We start from the raw sequence: 21,421 nt of genomic DNA on the forward strand, positions 1-21,421 counted from the left end.
GCGCGGTTCCATCAATTTTCCGGCAAAAGGAGTTCCAAATTGCTCTCGCCCCGAACCAAAATTTTAAAAGTAAACTAGATTAATCTTCATAGTTTTTTACAGTATTCCTTAAAGGATGGAAGAAATTTGCGACACTCCTGCCGAATAACTGACTAGCCGAGACCCCACAGGCGCTTGCGTCGAGGAGGCTTGGCAGGCAGTCGGCGGAAAGGGAGCGGATTTCTGAAATCAAATGAAATGATAATACAAAGAAAAAATTGAAGGTGAAAGGCTATTTCTTCGAATTCATCTGCAGTCTAAAGCTGACATCAAAAATGATGTCAGCTTTTTTTATGGAAAATATCAAGTATTTGAAGAAGGGCGGTAAATGTAGTGAAAAAAAGCAAAGGCAATAAAAAGTTAAGCCATAGAGAAGACAGTAGCGGATGCAGCAGTATGCCAAAGAAAATGGAGAACAGAAAAAGGTCGAGAATGATAAACACTTTTAAACTGTAAATATCAAGGACTTCTTCAGCAAGTTCATGTTGCTCATTCAAGATGGCTTTTTTATTATTGGTTTCCATGCGATCACCTTAAACCTTTTACGATTATATATTGTTGATATATGAAAACCGCGGATCAATGGTTCTTCTCAGGATGAATACGCAACCAAAATTACCAAAAAAACATAGAACTTTTACATCCAGGCAATATGTTATACTAATATAATAGTATGAAAGATTTAGAGATTTTAAATAACATATATTTTCTTAACGATACATGAAGAATGAAGAAAGGGGAGAAGAGTGTGAAGAGGAAGAAATGGTGGTTATCCATATTTGCATTGTTTGTCTTTTTACTCTCAATGCTCTCCTATTCATTAGCGAAAGATGATGGGGTAAAATGGCGGAATTTACCCAAAAATAATCTTTTAAGACAGGCTGAACTTTTTAAGGGAAATAAAGAATTGCAAAGAATATTTTTATTTCCAGAAGAGGAGTACGATGAAGGGGAAGCACTGAAAATTGCTGGAACCATTAATAAACTGCCTCATTCACTTTTGGTGAAAACAGCGGAAAGTGGTGTGAGGATCAAACTATTCGATGGCGATATAACAGAAAATCAATCCGCGGCCAAATTAAAGGGGAAAACTCCGCGTGGTTATTTGAATAAAGAAACAACTTGGGATGATGTGCCTGGTATGGGCGGATCACATACGGTATTGGTTAAAATCGGGGCGAGTGACAAAGGCAACGGGCATGGCTCGGTTAATTTGGAACTGCATGAGCTGGGGCACTCCATTGATAATATAGTGTTTAATGGAATCCGTGAAGACATGGATTATTTGAAGATTTGGGGTAAGGAAGTGGATGGGCTGTTTCCTGGGATTACGTATTTTTCCAACTACCCTGAGGAATACTTTGCAGAAACGTTTGCCATGTTTTATGTGAACAATGAACAAAATCAATTGCTTAGACAAAAAGCACCCGAGACTTATAATTTTATTAAACAATTAGATTAAACATTAGGCAATAATACGTTAAAATAAGGAGAATGAAAGTAGAAAAGGTGGTTTATCATGAAGCAATATTTAGATTTATGTAAGCATGTACTCGAAAATGGAACGCAAAAAGGTGATCGTACGGGAACAGGAACGATCAGTACCTTTGGATATCAAATGAGATTCAATTTAAAAGATGGATTCCCTGTACTTACAACGAAAAAGGTTAGTTTAAAAGCGATTATCCATGAACTATTATGGTTTTTGAAGGGTGATACAAACGTTGGGTACCTTCAGGAAAACAGTGTGCGCATCTGGAATGAATGGGCGGATGAAAAGGGGGAATTAGGCCCGATTTATGGTCATCAATGGCGTTCCTGGGGAACGGCTGATGGAAGGCAAATCGATCAAATCAGTGAATTGATCGAACAAATCAAGACCAACCCAAATTCAAGAAGATTGATAGTCAGTGCTTGGAATGTTGGGGAACTGGATGAAATGGCCTTGCCGCCTTGCCATGCTTTCTTTCAATTCTATGTTGCTGATGGCAAGCTTTCATGTCAGCTATACCAACGTTCAGCGGACGTCTTCTTAGGTGTTCCTTTTAATATAGCTTCGTATGCGCTTTTAACGATGATGATCGCCCAGGTGTGTGATTTGGAAGTTGGCGAATTTGTACATACTTTCGGGGATGTCCACATCTACTCTAACCACCTTGAACAAGTGGAACTGCAGTTGACTCGTGACCCGAAACCATTGCCAATCATGAAAATCAATCCAGATGTGAAAAATATCTTTGATTTTAGCTTCGAGGACTTCGTTTTGGAAAATTACGAAGCCCATCCCCATATAAAAGGTGAGGTTAGCATATGATATCGTTGATAGTGGCTATGGATCAAAATCGTGTGATAGGTAAAAACAATAAACTGCCATGGCATTTACCAGCAGATCTGCAGTACTTTAAAAAAGTGACGATGGGCCATCCAATCGTCATGGGGCGAAAAACATTTGAATCGATCGGCAGGGTCCTGCCTGGCCGCGAAAATGTCATCGTCACCCGCAATCAGGAATTTAAAGCGGAAGGCTGCGTAGTATTACATGATATTGCACAAATCAAAATGTTCGCAGATAACCATGAAGAGGAAGTATTCGTAATTGGCGGAGCCGAAATCTTCAAGGAAATCCTACCTTTTACCGACCGCCTGTATATTACGGAAATTCATGAAACTTTCGAAGGGGATACTTTCTTTCCCGAGATTGATGAAAATGAATGGGATGAAATCTCCTCAAAACCAGGTAACATTGATGAAAAAAATCGATTTGCACATGATTTTATTATTCTACAAAAAAAATAAAGTGCTAATCCGATTATGGGAAATGACCATAATCGGATTTTTTTGGTATGGAACAAACAAAAGAAAGAATTTTTAGAAAAATCAATTACATTAATAACAGTAAAGTGCTATAATGATTGAATTCATCAGAAAGGAAATGAGGGATTGTTATGAATCAGACTGCATCTAAGAATAGGGGGATTCAATTGGAAGATATTCTAATTGCCTATAGAGAACTGAAAGAAATCGTTTTACATACTCCTTTACAAAAAAATCAGAGGCTCTCTGAAAAATATGATTGTAATGTTTATTTAAAACGCGAGGACTTACAACACGTACGTTCCTTTAAATTAAGAGGGGCTTACTATAAAATGAAAAGCCTGACCGAGGAAGAGACGAAGAACGGAGTCGTTTGTGCCAGTGCAGGAAACCATGCACAGGGTGTTGCTTTTTCCTGCAGCCAATTGGGCATTCACGGGAAAATTTATATGCCTGCTACAACTCCAAGGCAAAAAGTCGATCAAGTTCAGCTATTCGGCAGGGATAATGTGGAGATCATCCTAATCGGGGATACATTCGACGATGCATTTGCCATGGCGATGGAATGCTGTGAAAAAGAAGAGCGTTCCTTTATCCATCCATTTGACGATGAAAAGGTAATCGCCGGGCAGGGTACAACGGCTGTAGAAATCCTGAACGATTGTGAAGATGGAATTGATTATGTATTTGCCGCTATGGGCGGCGGCGGTTTAATGGCCGGAGTATCGAGTTATTTCAAATCGGTTTCCCCAAATACGAAATGCATTGGAGTTGAGCCGCAAGGTGCTGCTTCGATGGAATACTCCTTCAAGGAAGGAAAAGTTTCTGAACTTGAAAAAATAGATACATTCGTTGACGGAGCAGCTGTCAAGTGTGTGGGACAGTTGACATATCAGCTTTGTAAGGAAAACCTGGAAGATATCGTTGTCGTACCTTCAGGCCAAATCTGTACGACGATTCTCGATTTGTATAATCAGCATGCGATTGTCGCTGAACCTGCAGGGGCTATATCTGTAGCCGCGTTGGATTCATATAAAGAACAAATCAAAGGGAAAACGGTTGTTTGCATGGTCAGCGGAGGGAATAACGACATTGGGCGCATGCAGGAAATTAAAGAGAAATCCTTATTATATGAAGGGCTGCTTTATTATTTTATCGTGAATTTTCCACAACGTGCTGGCGCTTTAAGGGAATTCCTTGATGAGGTGTTGGGACCGAATGATGATATAAGCCGTTTTGAATATACGAAGAAAAATAATAAAGAAAGCGGGCCGGCCCTGGTTGGTATTGAGCTAAAAGATAAAAATGATTATGAAGGGCTCATTCAAAGGATGAACAAGAAAGGATTCTCTTTCGTAGAGGTCAATAAAGACAGTAATTTATTTCACTTGTTGATTTAAACATGGACAAAATGTTAAATTAGGATAGAATAATACCTATGTTTTTACATTTTATTTTGCCGGCCCAGTCGTATATGGGCATACTGTCGATAATTGTTACCATTCTATGACGAATTGCCAGTTCCCTTTCAATTGGTTGGAAATGGTATTATAATCGGAGTAGGTCTAATTACAACACCAAAGGGGATGTATCCATGTCGAACATTGGAGTACCTGGTCTAATTCTCATCTTAATTTTGGCATTAATTATCTTTGGTCCGAAGAAACTTCCAGAAATTGGCCGTGCATTTGGACAAACGCTTCGTGAGTTTAAAAAATCCACAAGTGATTTAACAAAAGGTGATTATGAAGAAGATAAGAAGCTACAACAAAAAAATCATGAATGATTGAATGCTGGGCGTAAGATGGAATCGTCTTGCGCCTTTACGCTGTAACAAAGATACGGATTTTCAGATGAAGGCGTGATCAACTTTGGAAGATAAGGAATTAAATATCATCGATCATCTCGATGAATTGAGAAAACGGCTCATCATTACAGCTGTTGCTTTTGTCATCTTTTTTATCGCCAGCTTTATTTATGTTGAGGAGATTTATAATTGGTTCGTGAAAGATCTCGATTTTGACCTGATGGTATTGGGACCAAGTGATATTATCTGGATTTACTTCATGCTTGCAGGTGTCGTAGCCATTGCGGCAACGATACCGGTAATTGCCCTGCAAATCTGGTTATTCGTTAAACCCGCTTTGATGCCAAATGAAGTGAGGGCGACCCTTGCCTATATTCCAGCACTTTTCCTGCTTTTTATCGGAGGGCTTGCTTTCGGTTATTTTGTCATCTTCCCGACCATTCTTCAATTTTTGATTGAACTGGGTGATGGGATGTTCATAACCAGTTTTACAGCTGATAAGTACTTTTCATTCGTATTTAATATGACGATACCTTTTGCTGTTTTATTCGAGCTTCCTGTCGTTACCATGTTTTTGACCTCCCTTGGCATAATAAATCCTTATGTGCTTCAAAAATTAAGGAAGTATGCATACTTTGTACTGGTTGTCATAGCGATATCGATTACGCCGCCTGACTTTATGTCGGACTTTATGGTGATGGTTCCATTGCTGTTATTATACGAAATCAGTATATCTTTATCTAAAGTCGTCTATAAACGAAGGGTGAGACGTGAAAGCTTGCGGGAAGACACCTACGAGGAAGGTTTATAAGAAGAAGCCCATAATGGCATTTTGCCCTTATGGGTCTTTTTTTTTATGATTATTAATCTGATTTCTCTGTTTTTTTACACATTTGAATATTTATACTTTTGGATTTATTGTGTATAATGTAAGCAATCGGTTAAAAATGAGGATTGATATTTTGATGTTCAAATGCTTGGAATTCAAAGATTGTTTTGGACATAAGGTCACCATTTCAGAAATACCTGTCTTACTGCCTAGTGATCCGAATTTTTTTATGTTGACCGTGCGTTTGGAAGTATTTGTTAAGAAGGTTTTTGCCAATAAAGATCATAAAGAAAATTACTCATTTAAGCATTATTTAGCATCCGTACTCAAATGGCCCGTTTATAACAAGCTTTTTTTTGGAAGTTTACTCAATAATGCTTAATGCGGATTGTTCCATAGCTAACTTCTCCGTTAAAAGAGATGACACGAATGCCAGGCAATATCGAATGTATCGGCATGTGTTTTGGTTGGCTCATGGAACGGTCTTTTTTTGTGTAATCAATTCAAAAGATAAGTATCACTTCAGTCGAAAAAAGAAACCTTTGGTTTGAATGCTTACCTTGAATAGGTATAATACAATAGATATGTTAATTTAGGGATGTGTAATGATGAATAAAGTAAAGATAGTAACAGACTCGACAGTAGATATGACACCAGAAGAACTGGATTTTTATGATGTTACAATGGTCCCTTTATCGATCTTTATAGATGGGGAGACTTTTTTGGATAAGGTTGAAATCGAACAAGAAGAATTCCTGAAAAGGATGAACCAGTCAAAAGAACTGCCAAAAAGCTCACAACCGGCTATAGGTACCTTTGTGGAGGTATATGATGAACTCGGAAAAGACGGCAGCGAGATTATTTCCATACATATGACAGGTGGCATGAGCGGTACAGTTCGCTCAGCGGAAAGCGCAGCTAGCATGTCTGAAACGAAGGTTACCGTTCTTGACTCGAAATTCATTTCAAAAGCGATGTCATTTCAGGTGATCGAGGCAGCGAAGATGGCGAAGGAAGGGAAATCCGTAGCTGAGATAATTGAACGATTGGAACATATTAAAAGGCAGTCAAGTTTAATCATTGTCATAGAAACACTTGATAACCTCGTTAAGGGTGGAAGGATTGGCAAAGTTTCTGCATTTATCGGTTCATTGCTGCACATAAAGCCGATTGCACTTCTTGATGATGGTGTACTGAACCCTGTATCCAAAGCCAGGAGCCAGTCACAGGTCGTGAAGTTCATCATCAAGAAATTCAAAGAAGATACTCAAGGGAAAAAGATTAGAGGCATCGGTTTTGTACATGCGAATGGCCTTGAAATAGCGGATAAGGTCCGCCAGGCCATTGCAGACTTAACAGGATATCAAGACATAAAGATAGAAGCAACGACTGCCGTTGTCAGTACCCATACAGGTGAAGGCGCCATGGCGATCATGTATTATTGGGACTGATAATGATATAGCATATGAAACAGCGTTTGGCGGCGGTTTTGTCACTTTTACAATTGTCTTTAATTCGTAGAAATAGTTGCTGTCCTCATTCCGGATGGTCTGTTAGAATAAATGAAGTAACAGAATATTTTATACATAAAGGACGGGGTAGGGATGAGAAAGCTGCAATTGCTTATGGCAGCTATGGGAGCATCAATTTTATTGCTATTGACAGCATGCGGTTCCAATGGTGTACCTGATGCCAAAAATTGGGACCTTGAAGATTTCAGTTATATCGATCAGGAGGGGAAGCCTTTCTCAAAAAGCGATCTTAAAGGAAAGGTTTGGGTAGCGGATTTTATATTCACGAGCTGTGAGACGGTCTGTCTCCCCATGACTTCGAATATGACGAAGCTGCAGCAGCAATTGAAGGATGAAGGGATTAAGGATGTAGAGTTCGTTTCATTTTCCGTGGATCCGGAAATTGACAAACCTGATGTTTTAAAAAAGTTTGGTGACCAATTTAATGTGGATTACGGCAACTGGCACTTTCTGACCGGTTATGGACAGGAAGAAATCGAGCAGTTCGCATTGGATAACTTTAAAACGATCGTCAAAAAACCAGAAGCAGAAGATCAGGTGATTCATGGGACCAGTTTTTTTCTGATTGATCAAGAAGGAAAGATCATCATGGATTATACAGGTCTGCAGGATATTCCGATTGATGAAATCATTAAGCATATAAAAATATTACAGAATTATTGAACAGGTTAAATGACCTGTTCTTTCTGTTTTCATCCATCTTTATTATCGAGCTTTATCGATGGTGAAAATGAGCAATACGTTTTTTGAAGAAACAGCGGTAGTGAAGAATGATTTTACATGCTAAGTAACATGCTAATTTTTATAGGACTAGCTTTAATTCACAGCATTTTTCATATTGTATAGTAAGGAATGCTCATTTTTGGAAGTACAATGAAGGTATATTGTTTGCAATCTTTCGTTTTCTGCATGATATAATATATGGGTAGGAAGGTGAGGGTCATGAGGAACAAAATCACCTGTCTTTTCATATGCCTAGTTTGGATTTCAGGCTGCAGTCAAAATGAAACAGCCTCAAATCAGCCATCTGTTCAGCAGAAAAGCATAGTTGAGCTGAGTAAAAAGGAAACCATTCCTGCCAGCTTTTTTCCGGACCCTGTGAAAATCGTGTCAATTGGCGACTCCTTGACTCAAGGTGTCGGTGATAGTAAAGATAATGGCGGGTATCTGCCTTATTTACAAAATAAGCTGGAAAAAGAACCATCGATTACTTCCGTTGAGATGATTAATCATGGCATACGTGGAAATAGGACCGACCAACTATTGAAAAGACTGGATAAGACTAGGATTAAAGAAGACATAAAGCAAGCTGACTCGATTGTCGTCACAATCGGTGGAAATGATATCATGAAGGTCTTTAAACAGAATTTCTCCAACCTGGAACTGAATCAGTTTGATTCGGCAAAAATAGGGTATGAAAAAAGATTAAGGCAGATACTTGATAAGGTTCGTTCTGAAAATGATTCTGCGCAAATATATCTTGTAGGCGTCTATAATCCATTTTCCAAATGGTTCGGAGATTTTTATGAACTTGATATGATCATGAATGATTGGAATGAAAGTGGAAAAGAGATCATTGAAGAATATGATTCAGCCTATTTTATTGAAATAGCAGACATTTTCGAGAATTCCGAAGAAGATTTGCTTTATGCCGAGGATTATTTTCACCCAAATGACCGCGGATATGAATTAATCGCGACAAGAATCTATAATGATATGGATATTACTACTATCGGAAAGGACACATTGGAAGCGAGTGCCAAAGGAGATGATGACCAAGAATGACAAATGTCAAATGGAAGACTTTGTTTATTTCCCTATTAGCCTTAAACATCCTGGTCATCCTGTTTGTAACGATTTTAGTTAATCTGCCGACTAAAGATAAAGAGCTGATACCCAAAGTAAGCCACGAAGAAGATATCCAATTTCAAATTCACACGAATCGGGAAGATTTGACAAGGTTAATCAATCAGTATCTGGATAAAGAGGGCTTGACGGGATCCATTCACTATGAAGTGTATTTAACGGATGAGGTGGAGCTATACGGAACAATGCCATTTTTCAACCGTGAAGTGGAAATGAAATTGACTTTTGAACCAATTGCCCAAAAGAATGGGGATTTGATTCTTAAGCAAAAATCAATTGCAGTCGGTAAAATGAACCTTCCTGTTTCATATGTAATGAATTTAATTAATGAGCGATATAATATGCCTGAATGGGTTAGCATAAGTCCCAATGACGAAAGTATTTATGTGTCATTACAGGATATGGAACTGAAAAGCGATATAAGGGTGAAGGCGAATGAATTCGATCTGAAAAATGATGATATTTCATTTTTATTGACCATCCCATCATCATTACAGTGATCGTGAATAAATGGATAAAAAACCAGGATCGATGCATCCTGGTTTTTTATCCATTTATGGGGAGAGCGTTAGGGTTTCTAGTGAGGATGATTCCCGATTCGATCCGATTATATAAATGGTTGAGGAAGTATTTTCTTGAAATGCCTTGTTTGGCAAAGGGAGTGCGATTTCTTTTGTTCCAGCTTTCCTCACTTCGAAGTCAACTATCATGGGATGAATAGTGAGATATTCGCTTGCTTTCCTGAAATGGATTTGATCAAAGACGACATCTCCGCCTTTGACCGCAATGTCCACCGAGAGTAAATCATGTGAAAGCTGGATGAATCGGACCTTTGCTTCATTTGGAGGAACAGATGGGTTATCCTCGAAAGGTAACATTTTCAACGATTCGTTAGCCACGGTAGGTGTTAGAGCAATGGTATAGGAAGCTCCGATTTCGAGAGCCACTTTACAGCTTAATAGAGGTGAGGTGTTTTGCCCGCTGCGGTATATATCCAATTTGTACTTGCCAGGGGGCAGTGATAAATAACCATTGCTCTCTTTATATGAGAAATTTTTGAGGATACGCATTTCATTTACATGAACATCAAATGGGTGAGCTGTTGGGACAGCATGTAAGAAGCGGACTTGTGCAGGCAGTAGGACTGTTATTTGTCCATTTCTGTATGTTGAATTTTCGAGACTTTTCAAATGTTTATGGTAATAATAATCATGCAATTGCGGATCGCTGTTTTTATAAGACGATAGTAAATCATATGTTTTTGATTTTTGTGGATATGATTGTTTATCGCTCATTTCCAACACCTCTCATTTTTCCATCATGTTTTTAACATATGTAATCATGCTTGGGCGTGTGTCTCCTTTCTAAAAAGAAAGGTAACATTTTCGTGAAATGCTCTCGGCATATTATTTTACAGGGGTATATAAAAACGTTAAAATGCATTCAATGGATGGTTTGTAAAAAAGGAGGATTTTCATTTGACAAAGCAATTAGAGAAAGCAACATTCGCAGGTGGATGTTTCTGGTGCATGGTGAAACCGTTCGATGAACAGCCTGGCATCGAATCCGTGATCTCCGGCTATACAGGCGGGACTACGGAAAATCCCACATACAAAGAGGTTTGTTCTGAAACCACGGGACATTATGAAGCTGTTCAGATCACCTTTGATCCAAACGTATATCCATATGAGAAGATAATTGAGTTATTTTGGCAGCAAATTGATCCGACAGATCCTGGCGGGCAATTTTATGACCGGGGAAGTTCTTATCAAACGGCCATTTTTTATCATGACGAAAACCAACGTGAAATTGCAGAAGCATCCAAAGCTAAGCTGCAGGCGAGCGGGAAATTTTCCGGACCGATCGTAACCCCGATTATACCGGCCAAAACGTTTTATCCAGCCGAGACGTACCACCAGCATTACTATAAAAAGCAACCTGAACATTATGAAAGATATTCGATTGGCTCAGGACGCAAAGCATTTATACAACATCACTGGGGGGAAAAAAATGAAAAGTAAAGAAGAATTAAAAAAGAAACTCACTCCGATTCAATATGAAGTCACGCAAAATAATGGAACGGAACCAGCCTTTAATAATGAATATTGGAATTTGAAGGAGGAAGGATTATATGTGGATATCATTTCAGGTAATCCTCTTTTCACTTCAAAGGAAAAGTTCGATTCAGGCTGCGGTTGGCCAAGCTTCACTAAACCGCTTAAAGAAGAGGAAGTGGTGGAAAACCTCGATACGAGTTATGGTATGAGAAGGATTGAGGTCCGCTCAAAAAATGCCGATTCTCATCTGGGACATGTTTTCAATGACGGACCGGGACCGTCAGGATTACGCTATTGCATCAATTCTGCATCATTAAGGTTCATCCCGCTCCAAGATCTTGAAAAAGAGGGTTACGGGGAGTATAAAAAGCTTTTTGATTGATTGGAAAACCCCCTATCAGATTATGATAGGGGGTTTTTTTATTGAGTAATATTCAATCTGTGATGATTGACGCAATCCGGACATATGGAATGTCGGTCAGGTCCATTGCTTTAGTCCTGCCAGTCACCTCAAAACGGACAGTATGTGAACCGGGGCGAAGCCCATTAGTGACAAATAAATATCTTTCACGGGCAAATGGCCACCATGTATTCAAAGTCGTGATTTCATTTCCGTCGATCCAAACATTCACTTCCCCGCCATCAGGACTTCTAAGTAGTTTCACACCAAGCATACTCCCTTTGAAGGTATATTGAATCACACTGCCCTTTTCACTACTAGTGAAATAGCCGCCCATTGGCCGGAAACCGCTCATTTTTTCATAGTGGTCATTTTCCGATAATTCAAAACCGGAACGGGCATGCAGCTTAGTTGGAAGACCAGCTACAGCCTTCTCTTGTTTGATGTTATCCAGGAACCGTTCATAAATGGCATCGGCATATAATTTATACCCCAGCCCATTTGGATGTACCAAATCTTTGGTCAGCTGTTTTTCCGTATATCCTGAATTTTTGAATATTGGTCGCATATCCACATTTGTAGCACCATAATGTTTGGATAAAAGTCCGATGGCTGACGCAAAATCCTCATATTTCAAGGAACTCTCTGTTATTGTGAATAACTCAGCATTAGGGTGGAGCCGTTTTGCCTTTCTCATTAACGCTTCATATGTCATGGTAAAATCATCGACATTCATATATTTACGGTCATTTTCACCAAAAACGAAGAAAATCAGATCTTTATGATCATGCTTCCTTCTTTGGGAAAGCTTGAATAGACCCTCAAAAGCTGTTGATCCGCTTTGGACCACGTAGTCACCATGTAAAGGAATATCATTGGCATCATTCATCTTATTTTCTAGCTGTTTGAACCATGTTAGATTAGGTTTTTCAGCTCCCGATCCTCTTCCGATACTGTCACCAATGACGAGATACTGAATGGGCTGGCCTGATTGGAATTTTTGATAAACATTTATCGAATCATCTGATCCATATGTTTTAGGAACTTTTTGAAGGATATAGCTGATTAGAAGGATCGTGGCGATTGCAGCGAAAGGGATGAAGGATTTTGCGTTCGTTTTCAATTATGTTCCCCCGTATTGCCTTTTATGTATCCATGTAGGTATGAGATAGCTTAAAGAGGCTAAGAATTGTTTTTTCCTTATTATATCCCAATTTTAAAGTAACACAATAAATTTGTGACAATTTTCATGGTTACTCGTGGGATTTCAGCCATTGAATGAATAACGTTTAAGATGGTGTTGATTGAAGTTTTTTCTTAAATCCAGAAAAATAGGCAAATGCACAGACCAAGGCGGGCGTATCGACATATGGTAAGGTGTAAAGAGAAAACAGAATTCTAAAAGGAGTGAAACTTAATGTACGGATATGGTGGAAATGTTGCAGGACCAGGGTACGGATATGGTGGCGGTGGATACGGCGGCGGTAGCTGCGGATTTGGATCAGGCTTCGCTTTAATCGTTGTCTTGTTCATTCTATTGATTATCATCGGTGCTTCATTCTGCTGCTAATTCAATAACCCAAAGACCAGTTGATAAAGCTGGTCTTTTCTTTATGTAAGGAAATTGGTGGTTTGACGGTGAACCTTTCTGATTCCATGGTTGTTGACTGAATCGTCATGGGTAAATCCAGGTGATCATGGGACAGGCGATACACAGCCATTCCTTTTTTAAATCCTGATTTCTGCGCATCGGGAATGACGTAAGAATTCAAATAAACTAGCTCGGTGAATGACATACGATAAGGGACTTAGTTTTCTTTGTAAACCATTTCTGCTAAAATAACGACAGAATGTAATTAATTTAGGGGGATAAAGATATGAAACCTTCCCGTTTACAAGCAGGGGATGAAATTCGCGTAATTGCTCCTTCAAGAAGCTTGGCGATTGTTAAAGGGGAACAACGCAGATTGGCAGAAGAAAGATTGACTGAGCTTGGTTTTAAAGTGACATATGGTAAAACGGTTTTGTTCCATGATGACTTTTTCTCGAATTCGATCGAAGACCGGATCGAAGATTTGCATGATGCGTTCAGGGATCCGAATGTTAAGGGGATTTTTACAAGTATCGGGGGGTATAACGCTAACCAATTGTTACGGTATATCGACTATGATTTGATTAAGGAAAATCCAAAAGTGTTGATGGGGTATAGTGATATAACCGCAATTTTATTGGCCATTTATAATAAAACAGGCTTAACTACATATTCAGGTCCTCATTTCTCGACGTTCGGGATGAAGGCTGGTCTGGAATATACGATGGAATATTTTAAAAAGGCTGTAATTGAAAATGAAGGCTTTTATCTTGAACCAAGTGAAACGTGGAGTGATGATTCTTGGCATTTGGAACAGGATGACCGAACTTTTCACCCGAATGCTGGATACATGGTCATTCAGGAAGGTGAAGCTTCCGGGCCAATCATTGGGGGAAATCTTTGTACACTCAACCTATTACAAGGTACAGAGTACATGCCATCTTTAAAGGACAGTATCCTTTTCATAGAAGATGACGAAGAAAGCCATCCATTCAGTTTTGACCGGGATTTACAATCCTTGCTCCATCAGCCAGGTGCAAGTGGGATTAAAGGAATCGTCATCGGCCGTTTCCAAAAGGATTCAGGAATGACTGAATATGCTTTGCAGGAAATCATCGCCGCCAAAAAGGAGATAAATGGCATACCCGTGATCGCTAATGCCAACTTTGGTCATGTTCATCCTTTTGTAACTGTGCCGGTTGGTTCAAAAGCAGAAATGAAGGTAAAGAACGGAAAAGCGACGATCCAGATCCATCCATGAACAGTTTGAAAACGCCGTTCAAAAAATGGACGGTGTTTTAATCTGTTGGGGGTATGTATGAATATGGTTTGCATTATGGTGTATATTAGGAATCTTTCCTCTTGTCAGCCCTGGAAATTGTCCTATTTTACAAGCATTATTAGGGAATATGAGTCTAATAGTTCAAATTCTTTATTTTTCTGATATAATACTAAGAGATTTAAAATAGAAAAGGTGATTATGTGTTATTAACAATTCCAGCATCCATTCGTTTAGAAGGGGCTTTGGCCGAGTATAATAAAAAAGGCCGTGTGAGCCATACATGTTCCGTTTGTAACGAAGACACTTCTAACGGGGATGCAAGTAACTTGAACTACTATAAGTTAGGAACTAAAAAAGTTTGTCATTCCTGCATGAAAAATGTTTTGCGTCATCCGTCTTTAAAAGAGTATGAATATGTACATACTTCAAATATCGATAAAACGGCTTTTTATAAAAATGTGTTGGCTGTTTTAAAGGATGAAAGTTTTTTGGAATCCATTCGTGAAGAAAAACTAAATAGCGTATTGTAAGAAAAAAGTGTATCTCTCGCGGATACACTTTTTTTGTCGCCATTTTTGGACAATCACCCATGAAACCAACAAATTATCCGTATACATGCTTAGGACAATTTCCTTAGCAAGATTGCCTTCATCTGGACATACACTTTACTATATGGCATTTGTTTTTAAAGAGAAGGAGTGTGTGGGCTTATGGAGCAGTCTTCATTGATCAAACCGGTCCTGGGAGGAGCCTACCCGACTATCAGTCATGGTCAGGGAGTGTTTTTATACGATAAAAATGGAAAGGATTACCTCGATGCTTCTTCCGGTGCTGTTACAGCCAATATTGGCCATGGAGTCCAGGAAATCATTGAGGCTATGGTAAAACAGGCTAAACAGGTTTCATTTGTGTATCGTTCCCAATTTACCAGCGATGCTGCAGAGAAACTCGCCGGAAAAATTGCAGAATTGACCAAAGGGGAACTGACATACAGCTTTTTTGTAAACAGCGGCTCCGAGGCGACTGAAACGGCATTGAAAATTGCCATTCAGCATTGGCAGGAAAAAGGGAAGCCAAAGAAACAGAAAATCATATCGAGATGGATGAGCTACCATGGCATCACGATGGGAGCTCTTTCAATGTCTGGACATCCGATTCGCCGGGAACGCTTTACTCCTTTGCTTGAATCATATCCTTCAGTATCTCCTCCATATTGTTACCGATGTCCACTTCAACTTGACCAACATACTTGCGGAATGGCCTGTGCTTCGGAATTGGAAGCATCAATCCGGCGCATTGGCAGTGAAAATATAGCGGCTTTCATTGCAGAACCTGTTATCGGCGCAGCCGGAGGGGCCATTGTTCCTCCTGACGGTTATTTTCAAAAACTCAAGAAAATCTGCGAAGAGAATGATATTTTATTCATTGCGGATGAAGTAATGACCGGTTTTGGACGTACTGGTAAGATGCTTGCTTCCGAATATTGGGATGTGGAACCTGATATCGTGACATTAGGTAAAGGTATGAGTGGGGGGTATACCCCAATAGCGGCAGCAGTAATGACCAAAAACGTGATGGAACCCATAATGAAAGGCTCGAAGTCAATTATAGGAGGTCATACTTTAAGTGCAAATCCGTTATCGTGCGCGGTATCTTTGGCGGTTTTAGAATATGTCGAAAGGAATGAACTTGTCGAAAAATCAGCCGACAGGGGGAATTACCTGATTAGGGGCCTGAAAAAGTTGGCAGGGAAGTATTCCTTTATCGGTGATATACGCGGGAGAGGTTTATTGATTGGCATTGAATTTGTCCAGGATAAAGCAACGAAGGCCCCATTTCCGAAGGATGCAGATGTGACCAATCAAATCATTGAATTGGGGATGAGGAACGGAATCCTTCTTTATCCCGCAGCTGCAGGCCTTGACGGTGTAACCGGGGCAGCGCTCATCATCTCCCCGCCGCTAACGATATCGGAAGAGGAGTGTGCTGAGTTGTTAATGAGGGTCGATATAACCTTTGGACAATTTAATGATTCGATAGGTAAACGATCATCACAACAAGGAAGTGAGTCATAGTGGTGGAAAATACATTCCAGAAGATTTGTCGTTTGGAAGATGTCCGCCATCACTTTAAAGATAAACAGTCCATCCTATTTGGGGGATTCGGTGGCATAGGGACGCCTCCGGGATTGATCAATATGATTTTGGAATCAGGTATTAAGGATTTAACCTTGATTGGGAACGATACAGGTTTCCCAGATATCGGAATCGGAAAACTGGTCACCCAGCGCCGAGCGAAAAAAGTCATCGTTTCCCATATCGGTTCCAATCCCAATGCAGGCCTATTAATGAACAATGGTGAACTTGAAGTGGAGTTCTGTCCTCAAGGGACACTTGTCGAACGCATCCGGGCCGGAGGGATGGGACTCGGCGGAATATTGACCGATATTGGAATGGAAGCCGATATCGTCCGGGAAGGCAAGCAAACCGTAAAGCTAGGTAAGAAAAATTATCTGGTGGAAACGGCATTAACTGCAGATATCGCCATTGTTTACGCAGAAATGGCAGATCCTTATGGAAATCTTCTATTCGATAAAAGTGCCAGGAATACGAATCCAATCGTTGCTGCGGCCGGACAGATCACTATAGTCGAAGTCAGGCAAATCGTTCCGCTGGGCACTTTGGATCCAGAGAACATCATTGTACCGGGTGCCTTTGTGGATTATATCATTCCATCAAAAGGAGTCGATTGGAAATGGGTTTGGGAACAGGGGAAAGAAACAGAATAGCGAAACGGGCAGCAGCAGAAATAAGCGATGGGATGCTGGTCAATTTGGGAATTGGCATTCCATCACTTGTACCGAATCATCTTTGGGATGATCATAAAGTTATGTTTCATGCAGAAAATGGCCTTGTGGGAATGGGCAGTACTCCTGAAACGGGGAAGGAAGATGCGCATCTTTGCAATGCTGGGGGATTGCCGATCACCATTAGAGCCGGGGCTTCTTACTGCGACAGTACTGTTGCATTTGGAATGATACGCCGCGGCAGGGTGGATATCACGATTCTTGGAGCCCTTCAAGTAAGTCAAGCGGGGGATCTCGCTAATTGGATTGTTCCGGGAAAGCGGGTGCCAGGCATGGGCGGTGCAATGGAACTGGCTGCAAAGGCAAAAAAGGTCATTGTCTTGATGGAACATAACGATAAAGCGGGCATGTCTAAATTAGTCAAAACATGTACGTTGCCGTTAACAGCCCAGAAATGCGTACATATGATCATCACCGAATTAGGCGTGTTTTCCGTTACTTCGGAGAGCCTCCTATTAACTGATGTATTTGATGCGTCCAGCATTGAGGAAATCAGGAATCGGACCGAAGCCTCGTTTACCGTCTCTGAAAACATCCAAAAATTAAAAGAATGAGAGAGGAGAATGGATATGTATGAGGAAAAAATAAGAACATGGCTGAATGAACATCGGATGAATGGGGTTCAGCTTTTGCAAAAACTGGTTCAGGAACCGAGCAAAAGGGGCCAAGAAGGAAGTGCACAAGCAATAGTGGTCGAAAAGTGCAGACAACTTGGTCTGGAAATAGACCTTTGGGAAATCGGGGATGAACAATTAAGAAAACATCCCCATTTTTATTGCGACCGCAGGGATTTTAAAGGAAATCCGAACCTTGTGGCCATTAAAAGAGGAACAGGCAAGGGGAAATCCCTTATTTTAAACGGACATATTGATGTAGTTCCTGAAGGAGATCATGCAGCATGGCACGATGAACCCTATAGCGGCAAGTTAATGGACGGGAAAGTTTTCGGGCGGGGAACGACGGATATGAAAGGCGGCAATGTATCTTTATTGCTGGCCATTGAAGCGATCGTCGAATCTGGAATCCAATTGAAGGGGGATTTGATATTTCAGAGTGTGATTGAAGAGGAAAGCGGTGGTGCCGGCACACTTGCGGCAGTCATACGCGGGTATAAAGCTGATGGTGCAATCATTCCGGAACCTACAAATATGAAACTATTCCCATTACAGCAAGGTTCGATGTGGTTTCGACTGAGAATAAAAGGCAAGTCTGCACATGGAGGCACTAGGTATGAAGGAGTCAGTGCAATTGATAAAGCGGTTGTTGTAATGAAAGAAATCAAGATGCTTGAACAAGAACGGAATGAGTCACTCCGTCATTCACTCTATAAAAATGTCCCTATCCCCATTCCAATCAATATTGGTAGCATTCAAAGCGGGAATTGGCCTTCTTCCGTGCCGGATACAGCCGTCCTGGAAGGAAGATTCGGCATCGCCCCTACAGAAACCATGGAAGAGGCACAAAAATCGCTGAAGGAGCGAATAGATGCTTTAAACGAGAGTGATGGATGGTTCAAAGAAAGACCTATTGAATTAGAATGGTTTGGGGCCAGATGGCTGCCTGGCAATCTCGAAATCAATCACCAGCTCATGAAGACAATTGGCACATACTATGAAAAAGTGGTCGGGGAAGAACCGCTTGTCGAAGCTTCCCCATGGGCGACGGATGGAGGGTATCTTTCATCGGTTGGTTCTACCCCCGTCGTTGTGTTTGGACCAGGAGAAACGAAGATGGCCCATGATTCGAACGAATATATAGAGGTGGATAAAATGATGGAAGTTGCGGAAATCATCGCATTGACCATTATTGAATGGTGTGGGGTGGACCAGGAATAATCATTTTTCCCAAGGTCTGATCCCAGGAAGGGTCAGGCCTTTCGCAACAATTTTCGAAGATGTGAAAGGAGCGGGACAAATGGAGGCTGGAATCATCGAAAAAAGAATTCAAAAGCCAATGTGCACCATACATATTACGATCGATCATTTTAATAAGCGAATCAGGGTTGATGATTATCTAGGGCACTTTCAAGAATGCGTGGAGGAATCTTTGAAGGTGGCTAAAAGCATATCAGCAGAAAAAATCATCTTCAAGTCCCGCAAGGAAAACGTTATGGCATTGCTTGCTCAGGGCTTTCTATATGAAGGAAGCATCGATAAATTCTTTTTGGGAAGCGATTGTTTCTTCCTTGTTAAATATAACAGGAATGAAAGGCGCAACAGTGCTGAATGGGAAAGGGAAGATCATATCCTTACCGATGTTCAGAGGCTGCCGATTAAATCCGGGCTGGATGAACCGCCGTCAGCCTATCAAGGACGTAAAGCTGAAGTGGCAGATGCACTTCAGCTGGCCCAACTGTATGGGAAGGTTTTCGAAGTGTATCCCACACCGATGAATGATCCGTTATATGTGAAAAAGTGCATGGAAATGGGAACGGTTTTTTATATTTATGTCCATGAAGAGAGGATCGTCAGTGCTGCTTCCGCAGAAATTAATTCCTTTTACCATAATGCAGAAATCACTGATTGTGCGACATTGCCGGAACATCGGCAGTACGGCTTGATGAAACACTTGATTTCCGCGCTTGAAGACTATCTTATTTCACACGGCATTTATTGTATCTATTCGATTGCCCGGTCGCTCTCGTTCGGCATGAATGCTGCATTGCATCAGCATGGATACTCGTACCGCGGACGTTTGGCCAATAATTGTTATATCTTTGATAAACTGGAAGATATGAATCTTTGGGTGAAAAACTTTAGTTAGATGCTCATTTTTAGGCGGTTCATGACAAGTTTTTGGCATTTCCTCATATACATCTAGCAAGAAGGTATTGAGGAGGGATAGCTTGCCTAGTGAATTTTTTAATACAAGTGAAGTGTTGGAAGCGATATTAGAAACCATTGATGAAGGCATTCATGTGATAGATCCAAAAGGACAGACCATCTTTTATAACGGAGTGGCCGCCAATCTTGATGGGATGAAAAGAAGTGAAGTGCTCGGGAAACCGTTGCTTGAAGCGTTCCCTTCTTTGAATCACAAATCATCTACGTTACTCCGGGTCATTAAATCTGAAAAACCAATCTATAACTATAGTCAATCGTATGTTAATGCTCATGGGCGTATCATTGAGACGCTAAATACTACCCTACCCATATATGTAGATGGGTTTATGATAGGTGCAATAGAAATCGCAAAGGATTATTCAAGCTTGAAGCAATTATCGGAAAGGTTAGCTGATCTGGAAAGCTCGCTCAAGACAATCAAAAGTCCTCAAAGTAAAACGACTGGGAACGGAGGATTGTATTCTTTCACTGAAATCCTGACAAGTGATAAGGGGTTTAAAGGTTTGATATCCCAAGGTAAAAAGGCTGCCCGCTCCACCTCATCGGTATTGGTTTATGGGGAAAGCGGTGTAGGAAAAGAGCTTTTTGTTCAAAGCATCCACCAGGAATCGAGCCGCAGTAAAGAACCTTTCATCGCGCAAAATTGTGCGGCCCTACCAGAAAGTTTATTGGAATCGCTTCTATTCGGTACGGCAAAAGGAAGCTACACTGGTGCTGTGGAGCGACAGGGATTGTTTGAATTGGCCAACGGCGGTACCTTGTTTTTGGATGAATTGCAATCAATGCCGATTGACTTGCAGGCAAAGCTTCTGCGCGTGCTTGAAGATGGGTTCATCAGGAGGATAGGTGGCACAAAAAGTGTACAGGTGAATGTGAGGATCATGGCAGCGATGAATATTGATCCGAAAAAGGCCGTATCGGAAAACAGGCTAAGGCCGGATTTATTTTACCGATTGAACGTATTGAGCTACGAGCTGCCTCCGCTAAGGGAGCGGATTGATGATATAGAGCTTCTTTCTGAACATTTCATATCAATATTTAACAGTAAATTAGGACTGTCCATAAAAGGCATGGATGAGAAGACAAAGGGTTTTTTTCGGAAATATCACTGGCCTGGAAATGTAAGGGAACTTAAACATACGATAGAATTCATGATGAACCATACGGAAAATGATGTTATGAATCTTGAAGATTTGCCCCAGTTTTTAAAGAAGCGCAACCCATCCGAAAAAATACTTCCGCTTCGTGAGGCCATGATTGAGATGGAAACAAAATTGATTACCGAGGCCCTTCTTCAAACGAACGGTAACGTTTTCCAAGCATCGAAGCTATTGCAAATTCCAAGACAGACCTTGCAATATAAAATAAAAAAACATATTTGATGGAAAAAATCCGGATGCAGCCTGCAGTCCGGTTTTTTTGGGGGGCATTCGAATTTTTGGGTCATTTTGGCACCCTTCTTGCATTTAATACTACTATCATAACTCAGGAGGTA

Annotated in this window: 25 protein-coding genes; 22 read left to right on the forward strand and 3 right to left on the reverse strand. The window is 40.6% G+C overall.

Annotated elements, in window-relative coordinates; all coding sequences use genetic code 11:
- Positions 1–320 precede the first annotated feature (320 nt).
- Positions 321–563, reverse strand: coding sequence for a hypothetical protein (locus AC1DIV_RS17340; protein ID WP_048686776.1), 243 nt, complete (start codon positions 561–563; stop codon positions 321–323).
- A gap of 224 nt (positions 564–787) precedes the next feature.
- On the opposite strand from AC1DIV_RS17340, the gene AC1DIV_RS17345 reads away from it, so the two are divergent.
- The 11 genes from AC1DIV_RS17345 to AC1DIV_RS17395 all read left to right on the forward strand — a co-directional run bounded on the left by AC1DIV_RS17345 (position 788) and on the right by AC1DIV_RS17395 (position 9,387).
- Positions 788–1,501 (forward strand): anthrax toxin lethal factor-related metalloendopeptidase, encoded by a 714-nt coding sequence (locus tag AC1DIV_RS17345; protein WP_477576972.1) that lies wholly within the window; start codon positions 788–790, stop codon positions 1,499–1,501.
- Positions 1,502–1,558: 57 nt separating this feature from the next.
- Positions 1,559–2,353 (forward strand): thymidylate synthase, encoded by a 795-nt coding sequence (locus AC1DIV_RS17350; protein WP_048686772.1) that lies wholly within the window; start codon positions 1,559–1,561, stop codon positions 2,351–2,353.
- Positions 2,350–2,835, forward strand: a complete 486-nt coding sequence (locus AC1DIV_RS17355; RefSeq protein ID WP_477576973.1) for a dihydrofolate reductase — start codon at positions 2,350–2,352, stop codon at positions 2,833–2,835. The genes AC1DIV_RS17350 and AC1DIV_RS17355 overlap by 4 nt, the downstream gene beginning before the upstream one ends.
- Positions 2,836–2,984: 149 nt before the next feature.
- On the forward strand, positions 2,985–4,253 hold the full coding sequence (ilvA, locus tag AC1DIV_RS17360; protein WP_034307560.1) for a threonine ammonia-lyase IlvA: 1,269 nt from the start codon (positions 2,985–2,987) through the stop codon (positions 4,251–4,253).
- Positions 4,254–4,447: 194 nt separating this feature from the next.
- The gene (gene tatA, locus AC1DIV_RS17365) at positions 4,448–4,639 is read left to right on the forward strand and encodes a twin-arginine translocase TatA/TatE family subunit (protein ID WP_034307557.1); all 192 of its coding nucleotides are present in this window, start codon (positions 4,448–4,450) and stop codon (positions 4,637–4,639) included.
- A gap of 85 nt (positions 4,640–4,724) precedes the next feature.
- On the forward strand, positions 4,725–5,471 hold the full coding sequence (gene tatC / locus AC1DIV_RS17370) for a twin-arginine translocase subunit TatC (RefSeq protein WP_034307555.1): 747 nt from the start codon (positions 4,725–4,727) through the stop codon (positions 5,469–5,471).
- Between the two features lie 154 nt (positions 5,472–5,625).
- Positions 5,626–5,871, forward strand: coding sequence for a DUF2535 family protein (locus AC1DIV_RS17375; RefSeq protein WP_223255914.1), 246 nt, complete (start codon positions 5,626–5,628; stop codon positions 5,869–5,871).
- 226 nt (positions 5,872–6,097) lie between these two features.
- Entirely contained in the window at positions 6,098–6,940 is an 843-nt protein-coding gene (locus AC1DIV_RS17380) for a DegV family protein (protein WP_340876703.1), read from the forward strand.
- 153 nt (positions 6,941–7,093) lie between these two features.
- The gene (locus tag AC1DIV_RS17385; protein ID WP_063593888.1) at positions 7,094–7,684 is read left to right on the forward strand and encodes an SCO family protein; all 591 of its coding nucleotides are present in this window, start codon (positions 7,094–7,096) and stop codon (positions 7,682–7,684) included.
- Positions 7,685–7,963: 279 nt separating this feature from the next.
- Positions 7,964–8,806, forward strand: a complete 843-nt coding sequence (locus tag AC1DIV_RS17390; RefSeq protein WP_318291319.1) for an SGNH/GDSL hydrolase family protein — start codon at positions 7,964–7,966, stop codon at positions 8,804–8,806.
- The gene (locus AC1DIV_RS17395) at positions 8,803–9,387 is read left to right on the forward strand and encodes a YpmS family protein (protein WP_063593886.1); all 585 of its coding nucleotides are present in this window, start codon (positions 8,803–8,805) and stop codon (positions 9,385–9,387) included. Before AC1DIV_RS17390 ends, AC1DIV_RS17395 begins: the two co-directional genes overlap by 4 nt.
- A 54-nt stretch (positions 9,388–9,441) precedes the next feature.
- Here AC1DIV_RS17395 and AC1DIV_RS17400 read toward each other — a convergent pair whose 3' ends face one another.
- Positions 9,442–10,182, reverse strand: coding sequence for a DUF4397 domain-containing protein (locus AC1DIV_RS17400; RefSeq protein ID WP_477576975.1), 741 nt, complete (start codon positions 10,180–10,182; stop codon positions 9,442–9,444).
- A 183-nt stretch (positions 10,183–10,365) separates the two neighbouring features.
- Here AC1DIV_RS17400 and msrA point away from each other — a divergent pair, with 183 nt between their 5' ends.
- Entirely contained in the window at positions 10,366–10,908 is a 543-nt protein-coding gene (msrA, locus tag AC1DIV_RS17405) for a peptide-methionine (S)-S-oxide reductase MsrA (protein ID WP_053535379.1), read from the forward strand.
- The gene (gene msrB / locus AC1DIV_RS17410; RefSeq protein ID WP_477576977.1) at positions 10,898–11,326 is read left to right on the forward strand and encodes a peptide-methionine (R)-S-oxide reductase MsrB; all 429 of its coding nucleotides are present in this window, start codon (positions 10,898–10,900) and stop codon (positions 11,324–11,326) included. The genes msrA and msrB overlap by 11 nt, the downstream gene beginning before the upstream one ends.
- Before the next feature lie 52 nt (positions 11,327–11,378).
- On the opposite strand, the gene AC1DIV_RS17415 is transcribed toward msrB, so the two are convergent.
- On the reverse strand, positions 11,379–12,467 hold the full coding sequence (locus tag AC1DIV_RS17415; protein ID WP_477576978.1) for an SGNH/GDSL hydrolase family protein: 1,089 nt from the start codon (positions 12,465–12,467) through the stop codon (positions 11,379–11,381).
- 294 nt (positions 12,468–12,761) lie between these two features.
- Between AC1DIV_RS17415 and AC1DIV_RS17420 the strand changes: the two genes are divergently transcribed.
- From AC1DIV_RS17420 to AC1DIV_RS17460, 9 genes are all read left to right on the forward strand, one after another.
- Positions 12,762–12,914 carry a YjcZ family sporulation protein gene (locus AC1DIV_RS17420; protein ID WP_072273171.1) on the forward strand — a complete coding sequence of 51 codons (153 nt, stop codon included), beginning with the start codon at positions 12,762–12,764 and terminating at the stop codon, positions 12,912–12,914.
- A gap of 307 nt (positions 12,915–13,221) precedes the next feature.
- Entirely contained in the window at positions 13,222–14,196 is a 975-nt protein-coding gene (locus AC1DIV_RS17425; protein ID WP_323597550.1) for a S66 peptidase family protein, read from the forward strand.
- Positions 14,197–14,417: 221 nt separating this feature from the next.
- Positions 14,418–14,747: a hypothetical protein gene (locus AC1DIV_RS17430; RefSeq protein WP_034307530.1), complete on the forward strand. Its 330-nt coding sequence runs from the start codon at positions 14,418–14,420 to the stop codon at positions 14,745–14,747.
- A 180-nt stretch (positions 14,748–14,927) separates the two neighbouring features.
- On the forward strand, positions 14,928–16,292 hold the full coding sequence (locus AC1DIV_RS17435; RefSeq protein WP_477576980.1) for an aspartate aminotransferase family protein: 1,365 nt from the start codon (positions 14,928–14,930) through the stop codon (positions 16,290–16,292).
- A 2-nt stretch (positions 16,293–16,294) separates the two neighbouring features.
- Positions 16,295–17,005 carry a CoA transferase subunit A gene (locus tag AC1DIV_RS17440; RefSeq protein ID WP_477577002.1) on the forward strand — a complete coding sequence of 237 codons (711 nt, stop codon included), beginning with the start codon at positions 16,295–16,297 and terminating at the stop codon, positions 17,003–17,005.
- On the forward strand, positions 16,972–17,637 hold the full coding sequence (locus tag AC1DIV_RS17445) for a 3-oxoacid CoA-transferase subunit B (RefSeq protein WP_477576982.1): 666 nt from the start codon (positions 16,972–16,974) through the stop codon (positions 17,635–17,637). The genes AC1DIV_RS17440 and AC1DIV_RS17445 overlap by 34 nt, the downstream gene beginning before the upstream one ends.
- A 9-nt stretch (positions 17,638–17,646) precedes the next feature.
- Positions 17,647–18,918, forward strand: a complete 1,272-nt coding sequence (locus AC1DIV_RS17450; protein WP_340876697.1) for a peptidase — start codon at positions 17,647–17,649, stop codon at positions 18,916–18,918.
- 79 nt (positions 18,919–18,997) lie between these two features.
- Positions 18,998–19,846: a putative beta-lysine N-acetyltransferase gene (gene ablB / locus AC1DIV_RS17455; RefSeq protein ID WP_340876696.1), complete on the forward strand. Its 849-nt coding sequence runs from the start codon at positions 18,998–19,000 to the stop codon at positions 19,844–19,846.
- A gap of 82 nt (positions 19,847–19,928) precedes the next feature.
- Entirely contained in the window at positions 19,929–21,308 is a 1,380-nt protein-coding gene (locus AC1DIV_RS17460; protein WP_340876695.1) for a sigma-54 interaction domain-containing protein, read from the forward strand.
- Positions 21,309–21,421 lie beyond the last annotated feature (113 nt).

The organism is Peribacillus sp. 05N428 (assembly GCF_056397085.1).

Excerpts from the sequence above, each read along its gene's own strand:
- AC1DIV_RS17340 (WP_048686776.1), bottom strand. The coding sequence starts at position 563 with ATGGAAACCAATAATAAAAAAGCCATCTTGAATGAGCAACATGAACTT.
- AC1DIV_RS17350 (WP_048686772.1), top strand. The coding sequence starts at position 1,559 with ATGAAGCAATATTTAGATTTATGTAAGCATGTACTCGAAAATGGAACG.
- AC1DIV_RS17355 (WP_477576973.1), top strand. The coding sequence starts at position 2,350 with ATGATATCGTTGATAGTGGCTATGGATCAAAATCGTGTGATAGGTAAA.
- ilvA (WP_034307560.1), top strand. The coding sequence starts at position 2,985 with ATGAATCAGACTGCATCTAAGAATAGGGGGATTCAATTGGAAGATATT.
- tatA (WP_034307557.1), top strand. The coding sequence starts at position 4,448 with ATGTCGAACATTGGAGTACCTGGTCTAATTCTCATCTTAATTTTGGCA.
- AC1DIV_RS17375 (WP_223255914.1), top strand. The coding sequence starts at position 5,626 with ATGTTCAAATGCTTGGAATTCAAAGATTGTTTTGGACATAAGGTCACC.
- AC1DIV_RS17380 (WP_340876703.1), top strand. The coding sequence starts at position 6,098 with ATGAATAAAGTAAAGATAGTAACAGACTCGACAGTAGATATGACACCA.
- AC1DIV_RS17385 (WP_063593888.1), top strand. The coding sequence starts at position 7,094 with ATGAGAAAGCTGCAATTGCTTATGGCAGCTATGGGAGCATCAATTTTA.
- AC1DIV_RS17390 (WP_318291319.1), top strand. The coding sequence starts at position 7,964 with ATGAGGAACAAAATCACCTGTCTTTTCATATGCCTAGTTTGGATTTCA.
- AC1DIV_RS17395 (WP_063593886.1), top strand. The coding sequence starts at position 8,803 with ATGACAAATGTCAAATGGAAGACTTTGTTTATTTCCCTATTAGCCTTA.
- AC1DIV_RS17400 (WP_477576975.1), bottom strand. The coding sequence starts at position 10,182 with ATGAGCGATAAACAATCATATCCACAAAAATCAAAAACATATGATTTA.
- msrB (WP_477576977.1), top strand. The coding sequence starts at position 10,898 with ATGAAAAGTAAAGAAGAATTAAAAAAGAAACTCACTCCGATTCAATAT.
- AC1DIV_RS17420 (WP_072273171.1), top strand. The coding sequence starts at position 12,762 with ATGTACGGATATGGTGGAAATGTTGCAGGACCAGGGTACGGATATGGT.
- AC1DIV_RS17425 (WP_323597550.1), top strand. The coding sequence starts at position 13,222 with ATGAAACCTTCCCGTTTACAAGCAGGGGATGAAATTCGCGTAATTGCT.
- AC1DIV_RS17435 (WP_477576980.1), top strand. The coding sequence starts at position 14,928 with ATGGAGCAGTCTTCATTGATCAAACCGGTCCTGGGAGGAGCCTACCCG.
- AC1DIV_RS17445 (WP_477576982.1), top strand. The coding sequence starts at position 16,972 with ATGGGTTTGGGAACAGGGGAAAGAAACAGAATAGCGAAACGGGCAGCA.
- AC1DIV_RS17450 (WP_340876697.1), top strand. The coding sequence starts at position 17,647 with ATGGATATGTATGAGGAAAAAATAAGAACATGGCTGAATGAACATCGG.
- ablB (WP_340876696.1), top strand. The coding sequence starts at position 18,998 with ATGGAGGCTGGAATCATCGAAAAAAGAATTCAAAAGCCAATGTGCACC.